Genomic DNA, 25,545 nt, shown 5'->3' with positions numbered 1-25,545 from the left:
CGCATGGTCGGAACCTAGGTCTAGCTGCGCGGGGTGTCGGCGGCGAGGATGTCGACGACGAACACGAGCGTGTCGGTGCCCTGGATGCCGGCCGCCGAGTTGCCCTGGTCGCCGTAGCCGAGTGCCGGCGGGATCACGACGAGCACCTGCGAGCCGACCGTCTGCCCGACGAGCGCCTGCTTGAAGCCCGGGACGACACCCGAGGTCTGGAACGACGAGGGCCCACGGCCCCAGCTCTGGTCGAAGACCTCACCGGTGCGCCAGATCACGCCCTGGTACTGCACTGTCACGGTGTCGCCGTCGGCGACGGTCTGGCCGTCGCCCTTCTTCAGCACCTCGAGCTGGAGGTCGGCGGGGGCGTCGGCCTGCGGGATGGTGATCGTGGGCTTGCCGGTGTCGTCGAGCGCCACCGTGGGGAAGCCGTCCTGCGCGGGCTGGTCCTGGCCGTCGGCGCGCGACGGGACGAGCTGCTCGATGTCGGCGACCATCACCATGGAGTCGGTGGCGCCGATCCCCAGGGAGCTGTTGCCGTTGGTGCCGAAGCCGTCGGCGGGCGGGATGACCGCCGCGACGCGCGAGCCGACCGGCGCGCAGTTGACCGCGCGCACCACGCCGACGATGAACTGGGACTCGTCGACCGTCAGCTGGAGGGGCGTGGAGCCCTGGTCGAACGTGGAGAACACCTTGTCGCCCGTGCTGCCGTTGTAGATGGTGAAGTCGACGGTGGCCATGTCGCCGGCTGCCAGCTCGTCGCCGTCGCCCTTCGTGATGATCGTGCGCTCGGTGGTGTCGATCGTGTACGGCCCGGTGAACGCGGTCGTCGGCGCGGCGCCGAAGTCGCCCGTGACGGTGACCGAGTTCGAGGCGCTGCCCGAGTCGGCGCAGCTCGCGGTGCCGGGCGTCGGCGCGGCGGCGGTCGCGGAGCTCTCGGCCGGATCGGGGCTGGACGAGCATCCCGCCAGGAGCAGGGCAGCCGCGGCCGCCGTGGCGAGGGTCGCGGTCATTGTCACAGGAAGGCGGCGCATGAGTCCTCTGAAGGTCTGGGGAGGGGGACTGCGACAGACTACGTGATCCGCCGCCGCGACAGTCTCGCCGCTGCGCCTTGCCGTCAGCTGGCCGCCGCCTGGGAACGGGGGTTGCGGATGCCCACCAGGGAGATCAGGCCGCCCGCCGCGAAGAGCGCCGCGGTGACGATCGCCACGCGGTGGAAGCCGTCGAGGTCGAGCTGAGATCCGACGATCAGGCTGGTCAACGCGATGGCGATCAGCCCCGCCACACGCGAGACCGCGTTGTTCACCGCCGAGGCGATGCCCGACCGGCCCGCGTGGACGGCGCCGAGGATGGCGGACGTGAGCGGCGCGACCGTGATGGTCATGCCGAGACCGGTGACGGCGATGGCCGGCAGCACCTGTGTGAGGTAGTCCGCCGACGCGTCGACCCGCAGCATGAGCAGGTACCCGACGCCGGCGATGAGCGGTCCCACGGTCATGAAGAGCCGCGGGCCGAGTCGGCCCGACAGGGAGCCGAAGAGGGTGGAGAGCGCGATGAGCAGCACGGTCGAGGGGATGGCCGCCAGCCCCGCGAAGGTCGCGCTGTACCCGGCGACCTGCTGCAGGAACACCGCGACGACGAAGAACCCGAGCGACAGGGCGCCGTAGATGAAGAAGGTCGCGAGGTTGCCCGCCGAGAAGTTGCGGGCGCGGAAGAGGTCGAGCGGCAGCATCGGAGCCTTCGCCCGCGACTCCCACACCAGGAACACTGCGAAGGCGGCCAGGCCGACGACGAGCGGCACCCAGACGACCGGCGACCCCCACCCGAACCGCGACTGCTCGATGAGGGCGAACACCGGCAGGCCGAGACCGAGGACGCCCAGGATCGCGCCCGTGACGTCGACGCGGCTGCCCTCCTCGCGTGGTCTGTCGGCGGGCAGTCGCCTCAGGAGGAACAGGGTGAGGGCGATCGGCAGGATGTTGATCCCGAACACCAGCCGCCATGAGAGGAGATCGACGAGCACACCGCCGAGCACGGGGCCGGCCAGGTTCGCGGTGCTGGTCCAGGCGGTCCAGGTGCCGATGGCCTTCGATTCGGCCGGCCCCTCGAACGTCGCGATGATGATGGCGAGGGAGCTCGGCACGAGCAGCGCGCCCGCGATGCCCTGGAGCCCACGCGCGACGATGAGCACCTCGACCGTCGGCGCGAGCGCGCAGACCAGCGAGGTGACGCCGAATCCGACGAGGCCCGCGGCGAGCACCTTCCGGCGGCCGAAGACGTCGGAGAGACTTCCCGCGAGCAGGATCGCAGCGCCGAGTGTGAGCAGGTAGGCGTCGACGACCCACTGCTGCGCGGCGAGCCCTCCCCCGAGCTCGCGGTCGATGGCGGGCAGCGCGACGTTGACGACGGTGCCGTCGAGGAAGGAGACGAACGACGCCAGGATGGCGACGACCAGGACGAACCTCTGCTGCGCTGCGGTCGGCCTGCTCATCGATCTGCTCCTCGCTGCGACGGGCCGTCAGCGGCGGACGAGCGAGGGCTCGTGCTCGACGGGGAAGTTCATCGAGTTCGCGATGAAGCACTTCTCGGCGGCCTCGTGGTGCAGGCGCTTCATCTCCTCATCGGTGACCGCCGAGGAGACCTCGACGACGGGATGCAGGGTGGCCGAGACGAACCGGCCGCCCTCGCCCTCCTGCACCATGACCCCCTCCGCGTGGTCGGTGTAGCCCGTGACCACCACGCCGTGCAGCACGGCGACGTGGAGGAACGAGAGCATGTGGCATTCCGCGAGCGCCGCGAGGAGGAGCTCCTCGGGGTTCCAGCGGTCGGCGTCGCCGTGGAACGTGCGGTCGGCGGAGGCCTCGATGGGATGCTTCGCCTCGGCACGGACGATGCTCGTGCGCCCGTACTCGCGGTACGCGGACGTGCCCGTCCCCCTATTGCCAAGCCATTCCGCATCGACGCTGTAGTGATGTTCACGGTTCACGCGCTCAGACTAGCCCTCGGCTCGGAGGGCGCCCGACTACGATCGAGCCTCATGACAGACACCATCGAAGCCCCCGTCGCCGCGGTCACGCAGGAGCGGAAGATCGTCACGGCCATCCCCGGTCCCCGGTCGCAGGAGCTTCACGCCCGACGTCTGGCCGTGGTGCCTCCGGGCGTGGGTGCGGCGCTGCCGATCTACGTGGCGAAGGCGTCCGGCGCCATCCTGGTCGACGTCGACGGCAACCAGTTCATCGACCTGGGCGCCGGCATCGGCGTCACCACCGTCGGTCACGCGGAGGAGCACGTCGTGGCGGCCGCGGCCGCTCAGCTGCAGGATGTCATCCATACGCTCTTCACCGTGACCCCGTACGAGGAGTACGTGCGTGTCGCCGAGCTGCTCGCCGAGAAGACACCCGGCGACTTCGTCAAGCGCACCGTGCTCGTCAACTCCGGCGCGGAGGCCGTGGAGAACGGTGTCAAGATCGCCCGCAAGCACACCGGTCGCAGCGGCGTCGCCGTGCTCGACCACGCGTACCACGGGCGCACGAACCTCACGATGGCCATGAACTACAAGGCCATGCCGTACGGCGCCGGCTTCGGCCCGCTCGGCGGCAGCGTGCACCGCGCGCCGAACTCGTACCCGTACCACGACGGGCTCTCCGGAGCCGACGCCGCCGCCCGCACGATCGGGTACCTCGAGAAGACGGTCGGCGCCGCCGACCTGGCCTGCCTCGTGGTGGAGCCCATCCAGGGCGAGGGCGGCTTCGTCGTCCCGGCCGAGGGCTATCTGCCCGCCCTGCAGGAGTGGTGCACGGCGAACGGGATCGTCTTCATCGCCGACGAGATCCAGAGCGGCATGGCCCGCACCGGACGCTGGTTCGCCAGCGAGCACTTCGGGCTGGTGCCCGACATGGTGCTGTCGGCCAAGGGCATCGCGGGCGGCCTCCCGCTCGCGGGTGTCACTGGGCGCGCCGAGATCATGGACTCCGCCCAGCCCGGCGGGCTCGGCGGCACGTTCGGCGGCAACCCGGTCGCGGCCGCGGCGGCGATCGCCGTGTTCGAGCAGATCGACGCCGGCGGTCTGCTCGCCGAGGCCGACCGCATCGAGCGTGTGCTGAAGAGCCGGCTGAGCGCCCTGCAGGAGCGCTACGAGATCATCGGCGACATCCGCGGTGTCGGGGCCATGGTCGCGATCGAGCTCGTGAAGCCCGGGACCGCCGACTCCGGCCGCGAGCCGAACCCCGAGGCCGTCAACTCGCTGGTCGCGCACGCCGCCTCGCAGGGTGTGCTCATCCTCAACGCGGGCACCTACGGCAACGTCCTCCGTTTCCTCCCCTCGCTCGCCGCGAGCGACGCTCTGCTGAACGACGCCCTCGACGTGCTCGAGGAGGGCTTCGCGACCCTCGACCGCGCATGAGCGGTCGGCACGCCGACCCGGCCCACGAGCACGCTGCGACCCGTCCCCTCGGCACCGCGACCCTCGAGGAGTCGGTCGAGCTCGCCGTGCTCGAGCGCAGCGGCTTCGTGGAGTCGCGGCACGCGGGATCGGCCGTGGTCGTGGGCCCGGATGGCTCGGTGCTGACCGAGCTCGGGTCGCCCGGCATCGCGGTGTACCCGCGTTCGTGCATGAAGCCGTTCCAGGCGATCGCCGCGCTCGACACCGGGATCGAGCTCGATCCGGTGCAGACGGTGCTCGCCACCGCATCGCACGCCGGGACGCCGCAGCACGTCGAGGTGGTCGAGTCGGTCCTGCGCCTCGCCGGGCTCCCCGAGAGCGCGCTCGGCTGCCCGCCGGACTGGCCCGGCGACTCGGTCGCCCGCTCGGCGGCCGCCCTGGAGGGCGGACCGCGTCGCGTGTTCATGAACTGCTCGGGCAAGCACGCCGCCATGCTGCTCGCCTGCGTGCACTCCGGGTGGGACGTGGGGTCGTACCTCGACCTCGACCACCCTCTGCAGGAGCGCGTGCGCGAGACCGTCACCTCCTTCACCGGCGAGCCGATCGTGCACACCGGCATCGACGGATGCGGCGCCCCGGTGCACGCGATGTCGCTGACCGCGCTGGCGCGAGGCATCGGCCGTGTGCGGTCGGCCCGCGACGGATCGGCGGCCCGCCTCACGGCGAGCGTGCTCGCGAACGGCTGGGCCATCGACGGCCCCGGTCGCGCGAACACCGTGGTGATCGACGAGCTCGGCGTGCTCGCGAAGCTCGGCGCCGAGGGCGTGATGGTGATGGCGGCCGAGGACGGCACGGCCGTGGCGGTGAAGATGCTCGACGGCAGCCTCCGGGCGGCGTCGCTCGTCGCGCTCACGCTGCTCGAGCGCCGCGGTGCGGTCGCCTCGGATGCGGTCGCCCGGGTGCGCGCCGGTCTCGACCTGCTCGTCACCGGCGGCGGCCTCCCTGTGGGTACCATCCGCGTCTCTGCCGAGGTCTGAGCCATCCGTGCCGGCTCTCGTCGCGACGGGGTGAACCATCCCGCCGCGGACGGAGCCGACAGGAAGTCGCACTCCACCGTCAGCACCGGGCCCCCGGGGCGCCGTACCTCGGCCAGCGGCGGACAGTCGATGACGATGACCGTGCACGCTCGACCGCCCTGGAGGGCGCCGGGCGGGACGACCTCGACCGTGAGCTCAGGCGAGCCCCGCGAGTCGAGCACGGTCAGGCGCTCGCCGCGCGAACCTCGACGGGCGGAGATGGCGAGCCGCGCGTGATCGAACCATGCGCGAGGAGTGTCGGTCTCGAGCGCGGCCGCGCCGCCCGAGACGATGTGACGCACGAGGCGCGCCCGGAGGAACGCGCGTGCCACCGCCGCCACGGCGACGAGGAGCACGTGCTCCCCCGCAGGCACCGACAGCGCGCTGTGAGCGGAGGACGACAGGAAGCGGGAGCCCCGGACTGACGTGGGATGCATGGCTCGAGTGAAGCCGATCGAGCCCGCTCGCGGGCGGCCGGGAGTCGATCTGTGGAGTGATCCGAGCATCCGCCCGGCTGTGCGTGAGCGGGACGCGCACACCTCGCCTCAGCGCACGTCGAACCTCACAGCACGTCGAACCTCAGTGCAGGTCGAACCTCAGTGCAGGTCGAACCTCACTGCACGTCGAACCTCAGTGCAGGTCGAAGAACTGGTCACCGAGCTCGACGCGCAGGCCGCGGTAGATCGTCACGCGGAGACCCGGGTCGAGGTCGACGACCTCCTGCCCCTCCACGATGCGGGTGCCGTTGGCCGATCCGCGGTCGACAATCCAGAACCCGTCATCGCCCACGCCGAACTCGAGGTGGGTCTTCGACATGCTGCGGTCCGGGTCGACGATCTGCACGAGGTAGTCGAACGACTCACCCTCCGCGGGCGTGGGGTTGCGGCCCACCAACCCGTGACCGGACACCCGGACGGTGTCGCCGGTGCTGAACGCCAGGCTGTACACGCCGGGGTCCACGGCACCCGTCGTGGGAGCGGACGGAGCCGGTGCGGCGGACACAGAGGCCGCGGGGGCTGCCGAGCTGTCGGCGGCCTCGGCCGAGCCCGTGACCGTGGGGATCACGGTGGTGGGCAGCTCAGCGTGCCGCGGCGTGCTCGGCGGGGGCACGACGCCCGTCGCACGACCCGCCTGCGCCGCCTGAGCGGCGATGGAGCGACGCAGCGCCCGCCGGTCGTAGCGCGCGGTGTCGCCGAGGGTCGGAGCCGGAGCGAGAGCCGAGGTGCCGCATTCGCCGCAGAGCAAGGCGCCCTCGGTCAGGGTCATGCCGCAGGTCCTGCACTTCACTCGCTCGTCCGCCTTCCGCCCTTGCCATGATACGTGCGCAACGATCGGAGCGAGATCGCCGCCCGCAGCCGGGGCCACCGGCCGCCCGTGCGGACGATCCGCCTCCGCTCCTCGTCGACCTGCGCCCAGATACGGTCGAGGTCGTCGGTGGCGGGGAGGTCGGGGGCGAACTGGGCGCGGTCGACGAGCGCGGCGACGTCGAGGGCGCCGGGGCTGCCGAGCTCCGCAGCCGTCTCGCTGCGGGTCGCCGCACGAGACGACGGCTCGCGTCGGGTGAGGACCCGCGCATCCACCCCGGCATCGCGGATCTCGGACCACGCGCCGGCGGCCCTGTCGCGCGGTCCACCCCGTCGGCGCCGACGCGACCGGCGCACCCTCTTCGCCGCGACGACGGCGAGGAACGGGGCGAGCAGCACCGCGAGCACGGCCAGGCTGAGGCCGGTCCACGCCGCGATCGCCCACAGCAGCTCGACGAGCGCATCCCGCTGCGGCTCGTCGCGGTCGGTGGGCTGGCTGGTCGTCGTGTCGGGCGGGACGTTCTCGTCGCTCGAGCTCGGCGGCACCACACGAGGCGGCTGCACGGTCGTCGACTGCTGCTGATCGGCGTCGTCGGGGACGGGACGCGGCAGCGGCGTCACGTCGATCGCGACCCAGCCGCGCTGCGCGTCGAGGACCTCGACCCACGCGACCGTGTCGCGGCCGGCGACCCCGATCGAGTCGGCCCGGCCGTCGCCCTGCGGGATCCGGTAGCCGATGGCCACCCGGGACGGGAACCCCGCCTGCTGCGCCAGGAGAGCCCCGGCGACCGCGTACTGCTCGTCGTCGCCGAGCATCGGTGTGGCGGTGAGGAGCTCGGCGATCCGATCCGCTCCGTGCCCGGATCGGCTGAACGGCTCGCCCGCCTGCCCGTGGCTCACGTAGCCCTGGCGGAGCGCGTCGACCACCGACGCCAGCCGCTCGCCGGAGGTGGCGCCCGCATCCGCGTGGTCGGCCGCCCAGGAGGCCACCTCCGACGGCGCCGCTGTGGACGGCACCGCCGCCCCTCCCGGGGCGAGGTCGGTGGGCTCGGCGACCTCGTCGATCAGGGTCGAGTCGACGCGGTAGGACGTGCCCGCCTCCAGCCCGGTGCTCACGGCCGCGGTCTCGAGGGCCGGGCTGTAGTAGAGCCGATCCTGCGGATCGACCGCCGCAGGGTCGGTGGCGGGGACCCCCGCGTCCGATGTGCCGTCGCCGAACTCCAGCGTCGACGGAGCGCCGGGGAGCGGCACCCAGACGCCGGTCTCAGCGTCGACGGTGATCGAGTACTCGCTTTCAGCCGGGCCCGCGGGGGCGATCGTCCCGGGGACCCGCGAGAACAGCGTCGCCGCGTCAGTGGGGCTCCCGACCCGGTAGACCACGCCGTCGTAGTCGTCCATCCTCGCGATCGACACGAGCCTGCCCGCCAACGACGACGGCACGTGGAGGCGCACCTCGTCCGCCCCCGGACCGGCGACATCGGCACGGAACCCGCTCAGCGGGCTGTCGAGGCGGCTTGGGTCGAACGGTTGCGGCACCGCGTCGCGCACAGTCGCCCGCGGTCCCCCCGCGACCAGGGCGCCCGCGCCGACGCCGGCCGCCACCGTCGCGAGCACCAGCACCCCGGCCAGCAGGACGCGGCTCACCGATCCGCTCCCCTGCATCGCGAGGGCGAGCAGCGCCACGAGGGCGAAAGCCCCGCCGAGGGCGAGCGGCGCCAGCGCATCGCCGTCGCCGAACGCGAGCCCGGCGACGAGGACGACGACGGGCGGGAGCAGGGCGACGACCGGTCGCGTCGAGCGGAGGGCGAGCGACACCGCCGACGCGGCGGAGGCGAGGACGAGGACGAAGACCGGGACGAGGAGCGCCTGGAAGTCGCCCACGGGCGGCGCGATCGTGAGCAGCGCTCGCCAGCCGGTGGCCGTGCCCGTGATCAGGTCGAGAAGCCCCTGCGGCGTGGGCAGCATGCCCCAGAGCGCCCGCGTCGGTACGGCGAGCGGCACACCCAGCACGAGCCAGGCACCCACGACGGCGAGCAGCACGATGTGCGGGCGCCATCGCGCCGCCGCTCCCACGGCCGCCACGACGGCACCGGCGACGAGGGCGCAACCCGCGCAGAGCAGGAACGAGGGGGCGGCGTACACCGGCCACCACGCGGCGGCGCCGATCGCCACGAGCACCAGCACGAGCAGCGCGGTGACGTGCCGCCGGGCCTGAGACGACGACGATCGTGACGGAGCGCGCGGCGAGGACGGAAACGCGCCCGACGCGGTCGCGGCTGTCGCGGTCGGAGGGGATGTGCCACGGCGCGACGAGCCCGCGCCTGAGGGCCGGAGCACGGTCACGTCGCCGCCATCCGCGCGAGGGCGCGCACGAGGTCATCGAGGTAGCCGATGCGAGCGACGCGGATGCCGTCGAACGGCACGATCGAGGCGTTCGCCTCCGGATCGGCCACGAGCCCGACCACCTCGACCTCGGGCGGCAGCGCGGCGGCGGCCGACCGCAGGTCGCGGGTGGTGACCGTGGACCCGCAGACCAGGAGCACGACGGATGCCCCGCTCCCCGACTCGGCGATCCCCCGCGTGATCCGCGCCGGTCCGGGCGCACCGGAGACCGGATGGACGACGCTGAGATCGTCGAGCAGGTCGCGCGGCGTGCGCACCGTGAGCGACACGGTCCGCGCCGATCCGGTCGAGGCGAGCACGCTCACCGTCGTGGCGTCGCGGACGGCCCGCACGCCGATCGAGGCGGCGATGCTCACCGCGAGCTCGAACTCCTCCTCGCTCGCGTAGTCGCCGGGGCGCGTCGACAGCGCGACCACGAGGTGGCTGCGCCGGGTCTGCTCGAACTGCCGCACCATGAACGAGCCGGTCTTCGCCGTGCTCCGCCAGTGGATGTGACGGCGGTCGTCGCCGGGGACATACTCGCGCAGGGTGTGGAACGCCATGTCGCTGTCGGTGAGGTCGTGCGACGCGAGCCCCTCGAGGTCGCGGAGCAGACCGGTCGACGCCACGGCGAGGTCGACGGTCTGCGGATGCACGTACAGGTCACGTGCATCCGACCGTGACACCTCTCGACGCGCCAGCCCGAGCGGATCGCGGCGGACCACCCGTACCGGCCCCAGCCTCAGCACGCCGCGTCGGAGGGTCTGCACCACCACCGAGGCGGCGGCGTCGCCCCCCGCGGGCACACCCGGGAGCGCGAGCGACTCGATCCGCTCGCCGACCGGCAGCTCGGCCTCGGTCGCGCGGAGCCGCCGCGAGGTCGTGTTGTGCACCGTCACGGACACCGTCGCGTGCGCGCCCGCGACCACGTGCCGCTCGGCGACCGAGATCTCCATCCGTCCGGCACGCCGCCCCAGCAGCAGGAGCGCGCAGACGAGCGCCAGCACGAGACACGCGGTGCCGATCACGACGAGCTCGGTCCAACCCAGCAGCAGACCCGCGACGAGACCGGCGAGCCCGCCGACGAGCACCGCCCATCCCCCGGCGGAGACCGCGACCGGGAGCCTTCTCATGCGGCCGTCGGCTCTCCAGGTGGGGCCACCTCGAGCAGCAGCTGCCCGATGAGGCTCGACGCGGAGACGCCGTCGAACTCCGCCTCCGGATCGAGCAGGAGCCGATGGGCCAGCACCGGCTCAGCCAACGACTTCACGTCGTCGGGCACGACGTAGTGGCGCCCGGAGGAGGCGGCGTACGTCCGCGCGGCGCGCGACAGGGCGAGAGCGGCACGCACGCTCGCGCCGAGCCGCGTCTCGGGCGCGTCGCGCGTGGCCTGCACCAGCCGCACGATGTAGTCGTTGATCGACGGGTCGACGTGCGCGGTGCGCGCCTCGGCGGCGAGCACCGTCACCCCCTCGCTCGTGATGATGGCGGGCAGGGTGGTCGAGTGGGCGCGCTCGATCGAGCCCTCCAGGATGCGGAGGGTCGTGGCGTGGTCGGGATAGCCGATCGAGGTCTTGATGAGGAAGCGATCGAGCTGCGCCTCGGGGAGCCGGTAGGTGCCTGCCTGCTCGACGGGGTTCTGCGTGGCGATGACCATGAACGGGTCGCCCACCGGATGCGACCGGCCGTCGACCGTGACGCGCCCCTCCTCCATGACCTCGAGCAACGCGGACTGCGTCTTCGGGGAGGCGCGGTTGATCTCGTCGGCCAGCAGCACGGTGGCGAACACCGGCCCCGGCCGGAACTCGAAGGCGCGCGCGCTCTGGTCGTACACCGAGACCCCCGTGATGTCACCGGGCAGGAGGTCGGGCGTGAATTGGATGCGGCTCGAGGTGCCCCGCACGCTCTCGGCGATCGCGCGCGCCAACGACGTCTTGCCCGTGCCCGGCGCGTCCTCCAGCAGCAGGTGACCCTCCGAGAGCAGGGCGACGAGGGAGAGCCGGACGACGTGGGGCTTGCCCTGCAGCGCCTGTTCGACGTTCGCCGCCAGACGGGCGAACACGTCGGCGAACCGCGTGGCCTGCTCGGGTGTCATGGTCATGCTCATCCCTTCGATCCGGAGACGGTGTACGAGTGCCCGGCCACGGTGACCTCGAGCCAGGGTGCTCCGACACCCGGCGGCGCGGTGCAGGTCGTGCCGGCCGCGGCCGCGGTCGCCGTCGACCCGCTGCGGCCGCAGAGGAAGGTGGCGGCGAGTGAGCCGTTGGCGGGCGGGTTGACCCAGGAGAAGGTGTCGCCGATGAGCTGCGGATCGGGGTCGAGGTCGAAGGTCAGCGACGGCTCGGGGGCGGCGAACGGCCCCGACCAGTCGCCACACAGCTGCACCGTCGACCAGACCGAGCAGGCCTGCAGGCGGAAGCGCAGCACCTCGCCGAACGCGCCGCCGATGAGGGTGCGCGGGAAGCCCGCGCCCGAGAAGTCGGCCGGGTCGCCGACGGGGGCGCCCGAGGCATCGACGCGCTGGATGCGGAAGCGCGACCCGTCGCCCGACACGGTGACGTAGGCGTCGCGCGTCGATCCGTCCTGCACCATGGTCGTGGAGGCCGAGGGGACACCCGGCCGCGGGTACACCGACACGGTCTGCACGGCCGAGGGCGTGCATCCGGCCGCGTTCCAGCCCCACACGACGACCGAGTAGTCGGCGCTCGACGAGTCGAGCGAGGCGAAGCGCACCGAGCCCGGAGCACCGCTCTGCTGCTGAGCGAGCACGTCGCCGCCCACGGTCGGCAGCGACACGCGTCCGTTCGAGACCGAGCACGCCTGCGCCCCCTGCGGCACACCCGTGCCGCCGCGCAGGAGCTGGACGACGTAGCCCGTCACCGGGTTGCCGTTGTCACCGAAGCCCGACCAGCCCACGACGACGTCGCGCCCGGCGGCGCCCGTCTCCGCGCCGGCCGACACGCTCGCCGCGATCGGAGGACCGAAGGGGGTGGTGGTGGCGCTCACCTCGCTGCCGGACCAGACCGCCAGCGCCGGATACGCGTCGTTCTTGGCCGTCACGGTGACGGTCGTCGACACCCCGTTGGGCACCCCGCCGAGGGTGGTGCTGCAGGCGGACGCGCACGCCGCCAGGGTCTGCGCGAGCCGTCCGTCGACCCTCACCTCGTAGGCCGAGACCGGCGAGCCGCCCCCGGGCACGACGGCGGGGTTCCACGAGGCCGCGATCGAGCCGTCTCCCGGCGTGAGCACGAGCGCGCTCGGCGGGCCGGGGAGCACGTCGGACCAGACGAGCGGACCGAGCGTCGTCGGGTCGGACAGGCCGATGCCGTTCTGCGCGGAGACCGAGATCCGGACGGCGGACGCCGATCCGTTCCCCGGGGTGCGCACGGCGCACCGGGTGGTGGCGCAGGTGGTCGAGACCGACGCACCCGACGACGTGGTCGCGGTGGCGACGAACCCGGAGATCGGCGAGTTGTTGGCCGCCCCGGGGGCGAACGACACGTCGACCTCGCGGTCTGCGAAGCCCGTGACCACGAGACCGGTGACCGGGGCAGGACGGTCCTGGATCGACACGCGCACCGTGCTCCAGACGAACCGGGACGGATCCTGCGTCGCATCGGCCACCTGGTACTGCAGGGTCAGGTCGCCGGGAGCGGCGTCGCCCGCCACCGCGACCGAGAGCGAGGCCCTGTCGGGCGACGTCGCCACCGAGACACCCGGCGGGAGCGCGGCGGAGTCGGTGCCCCGGACGGCGACGACCTGGAGGGGCACGTCGGGGAACGGGTTGCCCGCCCGATCGTTGGCCAGCACGTCGACCGTCGTGGTGCCGCCGCGCGGCGCGATCACGGAGTCGGCGCCGAGCACCGCCAGCGGTCGGGTCGAGGCGACGACCGACACGTCGATGCGGCCCGAGCGCCCCTCGCTCTGCTTGTCGGCCACGCCGATCGAGAGCGAACCCGCGGCTCCTCGCCGGGCCGACGGGTCGGCCGTCATCGTCAGGGTCGTGCCGGAGAGGGAGTAGCCGAAGCCGGGCGGGGCGTCGCCCAGCACGCGGTAGCTCAGCAGGTTGCCGGCGCCCGGATACGGGTAGGTCGTCAGCTTCGTGAGGTCGATGGTCTTCTGCTGGCCGGGTTCGAACTCGATCACCGCGCCGTCGAAGACGGGCGGCTGGTTGGTGGCGGGCCTGACCGTGATGGGGAGCACGAGCGTCGCGCGCCGCGCATCCGGCCCCGTGCCGTCGGCGACCTCGAAGGAGATCGAGGCGGGGCCGAAGTAGTCGGCCGCGCTGCGGTACACGAGGGTCGCGTCGCCGGACACCAGCGACGATCCGTCGGCGTGGGTGGCGCGGACCGTGTTCGGGTCGGTGATGCGCGGGCTGCCGCCGCCGGCGACCACCACCTGCTCGGCGAGCGGGATGCGCAGCTCGGCCCCGCTCTGGACGACGAGCGCCGGCGCTCCGGAGCGCAGCTGCGGGAGGGCGTCGCGTGTGCCGGGCACCCAGACGAAGCCGGATGCGGTGATCGACGGATCGTCGGGGTGTGCGACCGTGAACGGGATGATCTGCCGCTGCTCTCGCACGTCGACGCGGAGACGATGATCGGACGTGACCGACGCCGCGGACCCGTAGCCGTCGCCGACGCTCAGACCCAGCTGCGTCGCCGGCCCCTCCGCGAAGAAGACGTTAGCCAGCACGTCGACGTCGACGGTGTCGCGGCCCGCGATGTCGTCGAGGGTCAGCACGGTGTCGGACACGACGGGCCGGGCGAGGGGTGCGTCCGGCGTGACGTCGGCGGTGACGAACGTGGAGCTCGTGCCGCCGCGCTGGTTCTCGATGTCGTAGACGAAGCCGTACCGTCCGGGGGTCGTCGGTGCCGAGATCACCACGAGGTCGCCCGACACGGAGGCGGTGGCCGCGCCGTCCTGCGCCGAGACACGGACGAGGCTCAGCGGGCTGCCGTCGGGATCGGAGTCGTTGGTGAGCACGGGCACGAGCACCGTGCGCCCCGGCCGCACCGCGACCGCGTCGGGCGTGGCGACCGGCGAGCGCGCGCCGTCTGCTCGCGGCGAGATCCCGACGCGGATGGTGCCGCTCGCCCTCGCGCCGAGGCCGTCGACCACGGTGTAGCCGAACGAGTCGGTGCCCGCGGAGTAGTCGCCCGCCGTGTAGTCGATCCATGACGCACCCGTGGCGACGATCGTCCCCTTCTGGGGCGTCGAGTCGACCCCGGCGAACTGGACGGAGTCGCCGTCGGGATCGATGCCGGTGAGCGGGATAGGGATGCGGACGGTCTCGCCCGCCAGCACCCGCGCCGTGATGCGGGCGGGAACGGGCGCGGAGTTCGACGCCGCATCCGACTCGCGCACGCGGATGGTCACCTGAGCCGTCGCCCACTGCCCGTCGGGGGCGTCGACGCGGTACTCCGCGGTGTACTCGCCCGGCGTCGAGGGGGCGAGGTAGCGGAGCACCGAACCGGAGACGAAGAGCAGGCCCGAGCCGGCCGACAGCGGCCGGGCGAGATCGGGGTGCAGCGTGAGCTGGTCGCCGTCGGGCTGACTGTCGTTGTCGAGCACGGGGATGTCGACGACGTCGCCGACGCGCACGGACGCGATGTCGGCCACCGCGACCGGGGGCTGCCGGATGGCCGGCGGCGTCACCTCGACGACGGTGACCGAGCCGATGGTGGAGGCGAGCCCGTTGCTCACCGTGTACGGGAACGACACCGATCCCGCCGTGAGCGGACCGGTGAGGGTCACCCGGATGATGCGCTGCTCGAGGACCTCCACCTGCACCGCGGGATCGGGAGCGGGACCCGCCGACGTGACGATGAGCACCGCGCCGGCCGGGTCGTAGTCGCCGGCGAGGACGTCGACCTCGACGCTGCTGCCCTGGCGCACGTACGACGCGTGGGGCACGGTGACCGGAGCGCTGTTCGCGTCGGGCAGCGCGGTGACCTGGAGTCGGATCGTGCCCGTGGCGGTCCGTGCGCCGTCGGCCACCGAGTAGTCGAGCAGGAAGGTGCCGGCGGACGAGGCGGTGAGACGCACCGAGCCCTTGACGTAGTCGGCGTCGACCGCGACGCCGTCGCGCACCCCCACCGAGGTGAGGCGGAGCGCATCCGACCCTCCCCTGATGTGCGTGAGGGGCTCGATCGTCTCCTCGACGCCGACGTGCAGCGGCACGACGAAGCCCTCGGCGACGAGGGCCACGTCGGCGGGATCGTGCACGACCACCGGGATCGTGCCCGCGGTGGTGGCGAGACCGTCGCTGACGACCAGGGAGATGTCACGGGCGCCGGTCGACGTGCCGGAGTCGAGGTAGGTCACCTGCCCCTCGGGTCGGAACGTGACCGAGTCGGGCGGCGGCGTCCCCGCCGAGGCGAGGTAGAACGGGTCGCCGTCGGGGTCGTACCAGTCGCCGCGGATGTCGGTCGTGGCCCGGGCGCCGAGCGCCACGTCGAGGGTCGTCCGGCGCACCTGCACGGGCGGCGAGTTCTCCCCGGGGGCGCGCACGGTGACGGTGGCCGTCGCCCTGGCCGTCCCGCCCCGGCCGTCGGAGATCCCGTACCCGAAGGCGAGCGTACCGGTGGACGTGGACGGCAGCGTGAGCTGCAGCTGCTGGCCGTCGTCGATGATGTCGACCCGCCAGTCGACGCCGTCGGGGACCGTGACGTCGTCGATGACGAGGACGTCGCCGTTCACGTCGTAGTCGTTGAGCAGCACCGGCAGCACCTGGGCTCGGCCCGCCCTCGCCCCGAGGTCGTCATCGACCGCGACCGGGGGCTGCTGCACGGGATCGGGAGTCTCGGGCGCGTCGGTCACCCTGTCGTCCTGCTGCGGGTCGTTCGTGGTGGTGTCGAGCAGGTCGTCCCAGTCGTCGATGACCGCGTTGTCGCGGGTGACGTCCCAGGCGCGACCGGACGTGCGGTCGTTCAGCAGCACTCCCCCGTCGCCGTTCGTGCGGAACGCCAGGCGCGACTCGGAGCTCATGCCCTCGAACGCGGTGTCGCGGGGAGCGGCCACGGAACCCTGCGCGGCCGGGGAGCCCTGGGCTGCTGCCTGGGATGCGCCGCAGTCGGTCCACCCCGTGCCGTCGGACCACGCGGCGTAGGTGCATCCGCCGGTCTCCAGCGGGGCGGCGGGTGTGCCCTCGTGCCCCTGCGACAGCGTGGTCGTCGCCCCCGACGCCGGATCGACTCGGACCAACGCGGTGCGCGTGGCGAGGAGCACGCCCTGGCGGCCCTCGCCGGCCTGCTGGAGGACGGCGCTCGCCGGGTCGTCGATCTCGACCTGGACCGTGCCCGCGGGGCTGATCAACCGATCGGTGCTGCGGTCGAAGACGACCCAGCCGGCGTCGGTGGCCGTCATCACGACGTCGGCGTCGGCGGCGAGGTCGATCGACGTCGAGGTCTGCTCCTCGCCGCCTGACGTGGAGTACACGTAGCCGGTCGCCGGCGACACCGCCGAGAGGCGGCCCTGCCACGCCGCCATGGCGCCGTTCGGGCCGACCGTGACGTCGGCGGTGGCATCGGGATCGAACGCGGGCAGCGCGGCGACGGTCGTCGACCACGCCGACCCCGACTCCGGAGACCAGACGATGGCCCTGTCGCCGCTCAGCAGAATCGACGCCTCCCCCGCGGGCAGCGGGAACGACTGGTCGGCGGTCATCGCCGCGGTGTCGACCAGACGCCCTTCACCGTCGCCCCGGTCGGCCACCACGACCGTGGATCCGCTCTGGTCGACGTCGAGAGAACCCGCCCCGAGCGGCACCAGGCCGTTGAGCTCGCCCACCAGAGGGTTGGCCCGGCCTGCGGCGTGATGCGTGTCGCTCGTCACCCAGACGGTGCCGTCGTGGAGGTCGACCTGCTGAGCCACGAACCCCGTCGAGACGACGGACACCACGGCGACGAGCGCCGCGATCGTCCCGCCGCTCACCAGAGTCGCCGTGGTCGAGCGGTGCGCCGCGATCCAGCCGGCGATCCGCCCCGAGCCGATCGTGCCGCTCATGGTGCGGAGGCGCACTTCTCGGCGCTCGGCTCGCCCGCACGCCCCGCCCGCAGCACGGTGACCGAGATGCAGATCCGGCCGCCGGCCGTCGCGTCGGCGGAGAACTCGGCGGAGCGCTGCACCGAGGTCACGCCGTCGCGGGTGGCGACGCGGTAGCTGTCCTGGGAGGAGAGGCCGGGGTCCGCCCAGCTGAACACGAGCCGGTCGCCGTCGGCGCGGGAGGTGATCTCGCCGACCCGCGGGATGGCCGGCTGCGCGGCCTGCTGCGCGAGGAGCACCCCGCCGACGGCGAGGACAACGACCGCGAGCGCGGCCCCGCCGAGGAGCAGCGGGCCGCGACGGGACCGAGGTGCCGTCCGCCCCTGGGCGACGTGCGTGCGGTCGGAGTCGTGCGACCGCGAGTGCGCTGAAGCGCCCACCGAGGGAGCCGTGGCGTGGCGACGTCGACGACGTGAGGTCAAGGATGCGGCAGCGGGCTGGGGCGCGCTGAGGGCGGTGCGTTCGTCGACGTCGCGGGAGTAGTCGGTCGCCCACTCCGCGACGGCGACCTCGGCCACCGTCTGCGACAGCCCGAGGGACGTCTCGATCGACTGCAGCTCGCGCAGCAGCTCGAGAGCGGACGCGGGACGCGACGCCGGGTTCTTCGACAGGGTGCGGACGAGGCATCGCTCGAGTGCCTCGGGCACGTCGTCTCGACCGAGGGGGGCGGGCTTGGCGCGCATGATCCGGCGTGCAAGCTCTCCCGGCGGGAGGCTCCGCCCCGGCTCCTCGAACGGCGACCGCCCGGCGAGCAGCGAGTAGAGCGTGGCGCCGAGCGACCACACCTCGGAGGCGACGGTTCCTGTCGTCTCCTCCGACACCACCTCGGGCGCCGACCACGGGATCGTGAGCCCGACGGCCTCACCGAGGTGCGACGAGCGCGTCGTGGAGGCGATGCCGAAGTCGGAGAGGACGGGCGCGCCGTAGGCCGTGACGAGGATGTTCGACGGCTTCACGTCGCGGTGCAGGATGCCCTCCTGGTGCGCGGTGTGCAGTGCGCCGGCGATCTTCACGCCGATGCGCAGCACCTCGGCGACGGGGAGCGGCGCCGATCGGTAGCGCTGGCCGAGCGAGGAGGAGCACAGCTCCATCACCAGATACGGTCGGCCGTCGCCCGAGACCCCGGCCTCGTACACGGTGAGGATCGACGGATGCGCGCTCAGCCGAGCCATGAGGTCGGCCTCCGCCCGGAACATCCGGCGGACCGCGTCGTCGACGGCCTCGGGGAGCATCACCTTCACGGCGACCTGCCGCCGGGGCATCGTCTGCTCGAAGAGGTAGACGTCGGCGAATCCACCGGAGCCGAGCACCCGCACGGCGGTGAAGCCGGGGAGGGTCGGCGGTGGCGACGGGAGTCTCCTGGCCACGCTCAGCCTCGCGGCGGCTCGGCGTCGCCCATCGCCTCATCCGACTCGACGTCGATGACCACGACGGTCACGTTGTCGCGACCGCCGTTGGCCAGCGAGGCGGCGACCAGCTCGGAGGCCGCGCTCTCGGCCGTCTTCGCGGTCGAGAGGTAGTGCCGGATGCCGTAGTCGGTGAGCTCCTTGGTGAGCCCGTCGGAGCAGAGCAGGAGCCGCTGGCCCGCCACGATCGGCACGGTGACGTAGTCGGGGACGGGCTTCTCGTGGAACCCGATCGCGCGGGTGATGACGTTGCTGTCGGGGTGGTGCTCCGCCTGGTCGGGGGTGATGAGGCCCGCGTCGATGAGCTCCTGCACGACGGAGTGGTCGCGCGTGATCTGCTCGAGCAGCCCCTCGCGGAAGGAGTAGACCCGCGAGTCGCCGATGTTGAACACGACCCACTCGAGGCCCTCGTCGCCGTCGGCGAGCGCGACGCCCGTCACCGTGGTGCCGGTGCCCAGGGCGGACTCGTCTCCCACACGATCGATGTCGGTGAGCGCGAGGTCGAGGGCAGCCTCGATCTGGAGAGGGGTGACCACCGACTCGCGGAGCTCGGAGAGACGCTCGACGACGGCCTTGGAGGCCACGTCGCCCGCCGAGTGACCGCCCATGCCGTCGGCCACAGCGAAGACCGGCAGACCCGAGATGACGCTGTCCTCGTTGACCTGGCGCTTGTTGCCGGTGTCGGTCTGTGCCGCCCACGACAGCACGAGCCGCCGGGGCTGCGCGCCGTCCTTCGTGACGCTGACGCGAGCGGTGGTGCGGCCGATCTGGGTCACCTGGTGAACTCCCGGGAAGCTGTCGGAGGGTCTGGGGGCGTGTGCCCCGGCGACGCCTCATCGATCGGGGTGATGCGGAGGATGACTCCATCGCCGATGTCGACACTAGCCGACGCGGCGACCGCCACCGAGTCGCCCTGGCGGAGACGGACCCTGGTGCCGTCGCCCAGCGTGACGGTGGTGCCGTTGGTGGACCGGAGGTCGGTGACCACGGCGGTCGATCCGGCACGGGCGATCTCCACGTGGCTGGAGGACACGACGCCGCTCGGAGAGGGCACGGCGACGAGCTCGACCGTACCCGGCGACGCGGGATCCGACCCCGGCCGCGGCCGCGGTCGGCGGCCGACGACGAGCGGGCGATCGAGCTCGCGCTCGCCGTCGGGCAGCGTCACGCGGAAGCGGACGGGCCGTTCGAGGGGACCCTCCGTGAGCACGGTCTCGACGACCGCCGTCTCCGGGCGTGGCCTCGTGCGGGTGATGACCGTCTCGTCGTCGAGCCCGCCCGCCGGCTCCGGCTGCGAGTCCGCCGTCCAGTAGACGGTGGAGGCGGACACCACCACCCGGCCGACCGGATGCGCGAGAAGCGGCACGACAGGGTGCGACTCCGGCAGCGGAGGCAGCCGGCCCGCCACGATCGAGTCGACGTCGTCGAACTCTGCCATACGCCAGGGCAGCGCACCGGCCGAGCCGAACCGGCGGGCCCCGCCCGGCGAACGGATGTCGGCGGCCGCCGATCCGCGCGCCACCGCGATCACCCTCGCCGACCCGGTGCGCCCGTCGGATGCCTCCGCGCGATGCGTCGACGTCTCGGGCAGCCAGAGCACGAGGAACGACTCGACCCCGCCACGCATCGGAATGCTCGAGACGACCCGCTCGAGGGTGGTATCGGCGGCGGTACAGGCCCGCCACACCGCGTCGACCACCGATCCCTCGGCCTCGGCCGGGAGCAGGACCACCGCTGGGAGCGCGGCGATCACCGTGTATCCCGCCTCCGCGGAGAGGCACCTCAGCTCCGCCATCCGGCCACGGTACACCGTCGGCGAGGGGCGAGATGCTTGAGCGCGACGCGCCCGGCGGGCAGAATCGCGGGAGACGACGGGAGACGAGATGACCCAGGCCGACGACGACACCGAGACCCTCCACGCGAAGGCGCGCGACCACCTCTGGATGCACTTCGCGCGGCAGTCGGCGTTCGACTCGGAGACGGGTGTGCCCATCATCGTGCGCGGCGAGGGCCACCACATCTGGGACTCGAGGGGCAAGCGGTACATCGACGGCCTGTCGGGGCTGTTCGTCGTCAACGCCGGGCACGGCCGACGTCGTCTCGCCGAGGCGGCCGCCCGTCAGGCGGAACAGCTGGCGTTCTTCCCGATCTGGTCGTACGCGCATCCGTCGGCCATCGAGCTGGCGGAGAGGCTGGCCCACTACGCCCCGGGCGACCTGAACCGCGTCTTCTTCTCGACCGGTGGCGGGGAAGCCGTCGAGACCGCGTTGAAGCTGGCGAAGCAGTACTGGCGCCTGGTCGGGCGGCCGGGGAAGCACAAGGTGATCTCGAGGGCCGTCGCCTACCACGGCACTCCGCACGGCGCGCTCGCCATCACGGGCATCCCGGCCATGAAGCAGCCCTTCGAGCCCGTCGCGCCCGGCGGCTTCCGGGTGCCGAACACGAACTTCTACCGGGCGTCCGAGTCGGGTTACACCGGCACTCTCGACGACTACGGGAGGTGGGCCGCCGATCGGATCGAGGAGATGATCCTCTTCGAGGGTGCCGACACGGTGGCCGCGGTCTTCCTGGAGCCCGTGCAGAACTCCGGCGGGTGCTTCCCGCCGCCGCCCGGCTACTTCCAGCGGGTGCGCGAGATCTGCGACCGCCACGACGTGCTGCTCGTCAGCGACGAGGTGATCTGCGCCTTCGGCCGCATCGGCGAGTGGTTCGCGTGCGACGCCTACGACTACGTGCCCGACATGATCACCTGCGCGAAGGCGATGACGAGCGGCTACTCCCCCATCGGGGCGACCATCGTCAGCGAGCGCATCTACGAGCCGTTCGCGACCGGACAGGCCTCGTTCGCTCACGGATACACCTTCGCCGGCCACCCGGTGTCGGCCGCGGTCGCCCTCGAGAACCTCGACCTGTTCGAGGAGGAGGACCTCAACGGCAGGGTGCGGGAGCTGTCGCCTGCCTTCCGGTCGACGCTGGAACGCCTGCACGACCTGCCGATCGTCGGCGACGTCCGAGGCGACGGGTACTTCTTCGGCATCGAGCTCGTGAAGGACAAGGCCACACGCGAGACCTTCGACGCCGACGAGTCGGAGCGGCTGCTGCGCGGGTTCCTCTCGCGGGAGCTGTTCGACGCGGGTCTGTACTGCCGCGCCGACGATCGTGGCGACCCCGTCATCCAACTCGCTCCCCCGCTGACGATCGGACAGCCGGAGTTCGACGAGATCGAGCAGATCCTCCGCGACGTGCTGACCCGGGCGTGGCAGGTGCTGTGACGGTCGGGCTCGCCGGCCTCTCGTCGGGGTGCGGCCTCTGGCCGGCCGCGGCGAGGCGGGCGATGAGACCTGCGAGCGCGTAGTCGCGGTCCTGCTCCAGGGCGGCTCCCAGCAGCAGTCGCGCGCACGCGGCTCGACCGACCGCCTGTTCGAAGAGCGCCGCGACCGTGAGCACCGGCGGCAGGAGGCTCTCCGGAGCGAGCGACGCCGCCCGTCTCAACAGCACGACGGCCTCCGTCAGCCGGGCTCGCTCCGCAGGCCCCAGGGGCGGACAGCTCTCGGCGGGCCACCAGCCGGGGAGATCGCCGAGCACCCGCGCCACGACCTGATCGCGGACGAGTGCGTCGTCGAGCGCGTGGGCGACGGCGACGAGCTCCACGTCGGACAGCCGCGGCGCAGCCGACTCGACGGCCGCGGTCGACGGTGCGGGGGCGAGTGCCCGGAGCATCCGCCCGACGGCGAGGACTGCGCTCGGCGTCGCGGCCGCCAGCCCGGCCCAGGCCGCTCTCTGGCGCGCGAGCGGCGCAGGGTGCGGCACGGCCGATGCCGCGCTGTCAGCGGAGACGTCGCCACCGACCACGCTCTCGACACCGCTCCGGAGCGGGAGCCACTGAACGCGGTCGAGGGGCGACCACTGCTCGCCGGCGACGACGAGACCGGGCAGCACCACGAACCCGGCGCGACCGAGGTGGATCGCGACGCGTTCAGCGGTGACGGCGTGAGCCCACGCGCCCTCGGTGTCGACGAAGGCCGGCGCGAACACGACGGGCACCACCCGCTCGGCGAACCGCTCGCGCGCGAGCGGACCCGCCAGCGCGCGACCGAGCTCGTCGCCCGCATCGCCGCCGGGGGTGGGGAGGTCGGCGCGCATCAGGCTCCCCCTGCCGCGTTCCACCACCAGCACGAGACTGCCGGTGGGCCGATAGCCCAACTCGCCCTCGATCCGGAGCGGGAGCTCGCCCCCCGGCCGACGCAGAGCGGGCGTGACTCGGGAACGAGAGGGGGCGGGAGGAGACGGGAGTGCGGAGGTCATGGCGACGAGTGTCGCCGTCCGACGCCCGGAATGCAGCAAGGCGGCGGATCCTGTGGACACAGACCCCGATGGGCCCGCGTGTGCAGGATTCGCCGCCTCGCGGAACGGCGGCGACCGAGGTCACCGCCGCGGTGGCAGGACTCAGGCCTGGAGAGCCGCCTGGATGTCGAGCGTGATGGTGACCTCGTCGCCGACGAGAACGCCACCGGTCTCGAGCGGAGCGTTCCAGCTCACGCCGAAGTCGTTGCGGTTGATCTTCGTGGTGGCCTCGAAGCCGGCCTTGTAGTTGCCGTAGGCGTCCTGGCCGAAGCCGCCGAACTCGAAGTCGAAGGTGACGGGCTTGGTGACGCCCTTGATGGTCAGGTCGCCGTCGACCTTCCAGTCGTCGCCCTCCTTGCGCACGCCGGTCGACACGAAGGTCAGCTGCGGGTGGGTGGGGGCGTCGAAGAAGTCGTTGGTGCGCAGGTGGCCGTCGCGGTTCTCGTCCTTGGTGTCGATCGAGGCGACGTCGGCGGTCGCGGTGACCTTGGTGTCGAGCGGGTTCTCACCGGTCACGAAGGTGGCGCTGAAGGTCTTGAAGTGGCCCTTGACCTTGCTGATGAGCAGGTGACGGACGCTGAAGGACACCTCGCTGTGCGAGGGGTCGACGGTCCAGGTGCCGGCCTTGTAGCCGGGGATCTCGATGGTGTCGGTCATGGTGTCTCCTCCTGTGTTCTGGAATGGGACGTGGCCGTCCTCATGTATGCGAATGCATCCAGAATCATCATTATTCCGTTGTAGGTGAAATTTTCTGTGACACAGAAGGAAATACGTCCGGTGAGTTCGCCGGGAGGAGTCCTCAGCGCAGGATCTCCACCATCAGCACCCAGGCGTTCACGATCGCCACGACGAACATGATGAGGAAGCCCGCGGCGACCCAGTACATCCCCGACGGCTGGCCGACGCACACGAGCAGGGCTCCCAGGAGGAAGGGCACGAGCTGAGCGAGGGTGAGCACGATCTTCGCCGGGAGCGAGCCGCGCGGCCCGTGCTCGCCGTGGCGGAGGAGCGCCCGCGACGCGCGCAGCTGGAAGGCGGCGCAGGACAGCACCACGGCCAGCAGCTCGAGTCCGAGGACAGGCGCAGGTTGCGCGGGCAGCAGCACGAGCAGCGACCCGATCAGGATCGCCACCACCGACGCCACCGTCGCGCCCGCCCGCACGGGCAGGACCGCCTCGGCGATGATCTCCTTGATGTTCACCGAGATCGCCACGATGAGCAGCCCCGCGAGCGCCCCCGCAGCCCCCGCCGACGCGACGGCGAACTCGCTCCAGCCCATGGTGATCCCCTCGATCATGTCTGGATGCTAGTGGAGTGACGCGCGCCGATGTTCTTACTTCTTTCACTCTCGTCACATACCATCGAATGCATGAGAGCCCGTGTCGCCCGACTCGGAGTGGCCGCCGCTGTCGCTGCGGCCCTCGTCGCGAGCCCGTTCGCGGCCGCCGGCGCCGTGCAGCCCAGCGCTCCCCGTGCCGACTACCCCAGCTGGGATGAGGTCCAGGCCGCCAAGGCCAACGAGGCCACCAAGCAGGCCGAGGTCGACAACATCACCTCTCTCATCTCGGGGCTCGAGAGCCAGACCGCCCAGCTCCAGCAGGAGGCGTTCGCCCGCGGGCAGGAGTATCTCAAGGCTCAGGCCGACCTGCAGTCCGCGACCTCCCTGGCCGACTCGCTGCAGACGCAGGCCACCGCGGCCGCGGCCAAGGCGGCACAGGCCAAGCAGCAGGTCGGGCAGCTGGTGTCGCACCTGTACCGCCAGGGCGGCGACTCGACCATGACCCTCTTCCTCGACGGCTCCGCGGGCAGCGACGACCTGCTCTACCAGCTCGGCACCATGAGCCAGCTGACGCAGACCACCACGGGCATCCGCGACGCCGCCGTCGCCGCTGAGAACACGTCGCAGGCGCTCACCGAGCAGGCGTCTGTCGCCGAGACGGAGCGCTCGCAGCTCGCCGACGAGGCGTCGACACGGCTGCAGTCGGCCCAGGCCGCACAGGTGGCGGCCGAGTCGAAGCTCGCCGAGGCGCAGGCGACCAGCAACACGCTCTACGAGCAGCTCGCGACCCTCAAGGACACCACCGCCCAGACCGAGAAGGACTACCAGCAGGGTGTCGCCGATGCGCAGGCCGCTGCCGCCGCCGCGGCCGCGGCGGGCGGATACGACGACGATCCGGGATCGGCGTGGGTGCCCGGCAGCGACTCGATCATGAGCCCGTCGCAGGCCCAGGCGTACGCCGCCAGCCAGATGGGCGCGTGGGGCTGGGGTGGCGACCAGTTCAGCTGCCTCGTCTCGCTGTGGACCGGCGAGTCCGGATGGCGCGCCAACGCGCTCAACGAGTCGAGCGGCGCCTACGGCATCCCCCAGTCGCTGCCGGCGACGAAGATGGCGACCGCCGGAGCGGACTGGCAGACCAACGCCGCCACGCAGATCAACTGGGGCCTGTCGTACATCTCGCGCGCCTACGGCACGCCGTGCTCGGCCTGGTCGAAGTGGCAGTCGCGCTCGCCGCACTGGTACTGAGCGGACGAGCTCCGCGCTGACCGCGCGCGCTGCGCTGAGTGGATGCGCGTCGCGCTGACCGCACGCGCTGCGCTGAGTGGATGCACGCCGCGCT

18 protein-coding genes are annotated in these 25,545 nt (G+C 72.4%); 4 read left to right on the top strand and 14 right to left on the bottom strand.

The genetic code is table 11. The annotated features are described in order from the left end of the window. Positions 1 to 20 precede the first annotated feature (20 nt). From ACFJGV_RS00695 to ACFJGV_RS00685, 3 genes are all read right to left on the bottom strand, one after another. Positions 21 to 1,004, bottom strand: coding sequence for an FKBP-type peptidyl-prolyl cis-trans isomerase (locus ACFJGV_RS00695; RefSeq protein WP_378146061.1), 984 nt, complete (start codon positions 1,002 to 1,004; stop codon positions 21 to 23). A 104-nt stretch (positions 1,005 to 1,108) separates the two neighbouring features. Continuing rightward, positions 1,109 to 2,482, bottom strand: a complete 1,374-nt coding sequence (locus ACFJGV_RS00690) for a DHA2 family efflux MFS transporter permease subunit (protein WP_378146059.1) — start codon at positions 2,480 to 2,482, stop codon at positions 1,109 to 1,111. Positions 2,483 to 2,509: 27 nt separating this feature from the next. Then, positions 2,510 to 2,977 carry an OsmC family protein gene (locus ACFJGV_RS00685; RefSeq protein WP_378146057.1) on the bottom strand — a complete coding sequence of 156 codons (468 nt, stop codon included), beginning with the start codon at positions 2,975 to 2,977 and terminating at the stop codon, positions 2,510 to 2,512. 51 nt (positions 2,978 to 3,028) lie between these two features. Here ACFJGV_RS00685 and gabT point away from each other — a divergent pair, with 51 nt between their 5' ends. After that, positions 3,029 to 4,393: a 4-aminobutyrate--2-oxoglutarate transaminase gene (gene gabT / locus ACFJGV_RS00680; protein WP_378146055.1), complete on the top strand. Its 1,365-nt coding sequence runs from the start codon at positions 3,029 to 3,031 to the stop codon at positions 4,391 to 4,393. Then, positions 4,390 to 5,409, top strand: a complete 1,020-nt coding sequence (locus ACFJGV_RS00675; RefSeq protein WP_378146053.1) for an asparaginase — start codon at positions 4,390 to 4,392, stop codon at positions 5,407 to 5,409. The genes gabT and ACFJGV_RS00675 overlap by 4 nt, the downstream gene beginning before the upstream one ends. 669 nt (positions 5,410 to 6,078) lie before the next feature. Here the strand turns inward: ACFJGV_RS00675 and ACFJGV_RS00670 are convergent. The 8 genes from ACFJGV_RS00670 to ACFJGV_RS00635 form a co-directional block, all read right to left on the bottom strand. Continuing rightward, positions 6,079 to 6,714, bottom strand: coding sequence for an FHA domain-containing protein (locus tag ACFJGV_RS00670; RefSeq protein ID WP_378146052.1), 636 nt, complete (start codon positions 6,712 to 6,714; stop codon positions 6,079 to 6,081). A gap of 17 nt (positions 6,715 to 6,731) precedes the next feature. Then, positions 6,732 to 8,936 (bottom strand): transglutaminase family protein, encoded by a 2,205-nt coding sequence (locus tag ACFJGV_RS00665; RefSeq protein WP_378146051.1) that lies wholly within the window; start codon positions 8,934 to 8,936, stop codon positions 6,732 to 6,734. Between the two features lie 155 nt (positions 8,937 to 9,091). Beyond that, entirely contained in the window at positions 9,092 to 10,267 is a 1,176-nt protein-coding gene (locus ACFJGV_RS00660) for a DUF58 domain-containing protein (RefSeq protein ID WP_378146050.1), read from the bottom strand. Further along, on the bottom strand, positions 10,264 to 11,235 hold the full coding sequence (locus tag ACFJGV_RS00655) for an AAA family ATPase (protein WP_378146048.1): 972 nt from the start codon (positions 11,233 to 11,235) through the stop codon (positions 10,264 to 10,266). Before ACFJGV_RS00655 ends, ACFJGV_RS00660 begins: the two co-directional genes overlap by 4 nt. Before the next feature lie 2 nt (positions 11,236 to 11,237). After that, positions 11,238 to 17,138, bottom strand: a complete 5,901-nt coding sequence (locus tag ACFJGV_RS00650) for an Ig-like domain-containing protein (RefSeq protein WP_378146047.1) — start codon at positions 17,136 to 17,138, stop codon at positions 11,238 to 11,240. After that, complete coding sequence (locus ACFJGV_RS00645; protein WP_378146046.1) at positions 17,135 to 18,544, bottom strand: serine/threonine-protein kinase; 1,410 nt, start codon at positions 18,542 to 18,544, stop codon at positions 17,135 to 17,137. The genes ACFJGV_RS00650 and ACFJGV_RS00645 overlap by 4 nt, the downstream gene beginning before the upstream one ends. Before the next feature lie 2 nt (positions 18,545 to 18,546). After that, positions 18,547 to 19,359: a PP2C family protein-serine/threonine phosphatase gene (locus ACFJGV_RS00640; RefSeq protein WP_378146044.1), complete on the bottom strand. Its 813-nt coding sequence runs from the start codon at positions 19,357 to 19,359 to the stop codon at positions 18,547 to 18,549. Next, complete coding sequence (locus tag ACFJGV_RS00635) at positions 19,356 to 20,378, bottom strand: FHA domain-containing protein (RefSeq protein ID WP_378146043.1); 1,023 nt, start codon at positions 20,376 to 20,378, stop codon at positions 19,356 to 19,358. The genes ACFJGV_RS00640 and ACFJGV_RS00635 overlap by 4 nt, the downstream gene beginning before the upstream one ends. Before the next feature lie 88 nt (positions 20,379 to 20,466). On the opposite strand from ACFJGV_RS00635, the gene ACFJGV_RS00630 reads away from it, so the two are divergent. Next, positions 20,467 to 21,855 carry an aspartate aminotransferase family protein gene (locus ACFJGV_RS00630; protein WP_378146042.1) on the top strand — a complete coding sequence of 463 codons (1,389 nt, stop codon included), beginning with the start codon at positions 20,467 to 20,469 and terminating at the stop codon, positions 21,853 to 21,855. Here the strand turns inward: ACFJGV_RS00630 and ACFJGV_RS00625 are convergent. The 3 genes from ACFJGV_RS00625 to ACFJGV_RS00615 form a co-directional block, all read right to left on the bottom strand. Continuing rightward, a complete protein-coding gene (locus ACFJGV_RS00625; RefSeq protein WP_378146040.1) occupies positions 21,755 to 22,888 on the bottom strand; it encodes a DUF4192 family protein in 1,134 nt (377 codons plus the stop codon). The genes ACFJGV_RS00630 and ACFJGV_RS00625 overlap by 101 nt on opposite strands. Before the next feature lie 141 nt (positions 22,889 to 23,029). After that, on the bottom strand, positions 23,030 to 23,584 hold the full coding sequence (locus tag ACFJGV_RS00620) for a YceI family protein (protein WP_378146039.1): 555 nt from the start codon (positions 23,582 to 23,584) through the stop codon (positions 23,030 to 23,032). Positions 23,585 to 23,726: 142 nt separating this feature from the next. After that, complete coding sequence (locus ACFJGV_RS00615) at positions 23,727 to 24,224, bottom strand: hypothetical protein (RefSeq protein WP_378146037.1); 498 nt, start codon at positions 24,222 to 24,224, stop codon at positions 23,727 to 23,729. Positions 24,225 to 24,296: 72 nt separating this feature from the next. Here ACFJGV_RS00615 and ACFJGV_RS00610 point away from each other — a divergent pair, with 72 nt between their 5' ends. Then, entirely contained in the window at positions 24,297 to 25,451 is a 1,155-nt protein-coding gene (locus ACFJGV_RS00610) for a coiled-coil domain-containing protein (RefSeq protein WP_378146036.1), read from the top strand. Positions 25,452 to 25,545 lie beyond the last annotated feature (94 nt).

Origin of the sequence: Cnuibacter sp. UC19_7 (genome assembly GCF_042699995.1) — a bacterium.
GTDB lineage: Bacteria > Actinomycetota > Actinomycetes > Actinomycetales > Microbacteriaceae > Cnuibacter.
This window is presented reverse-complemented; position numbering and strand designations above follow the sequence as displayed.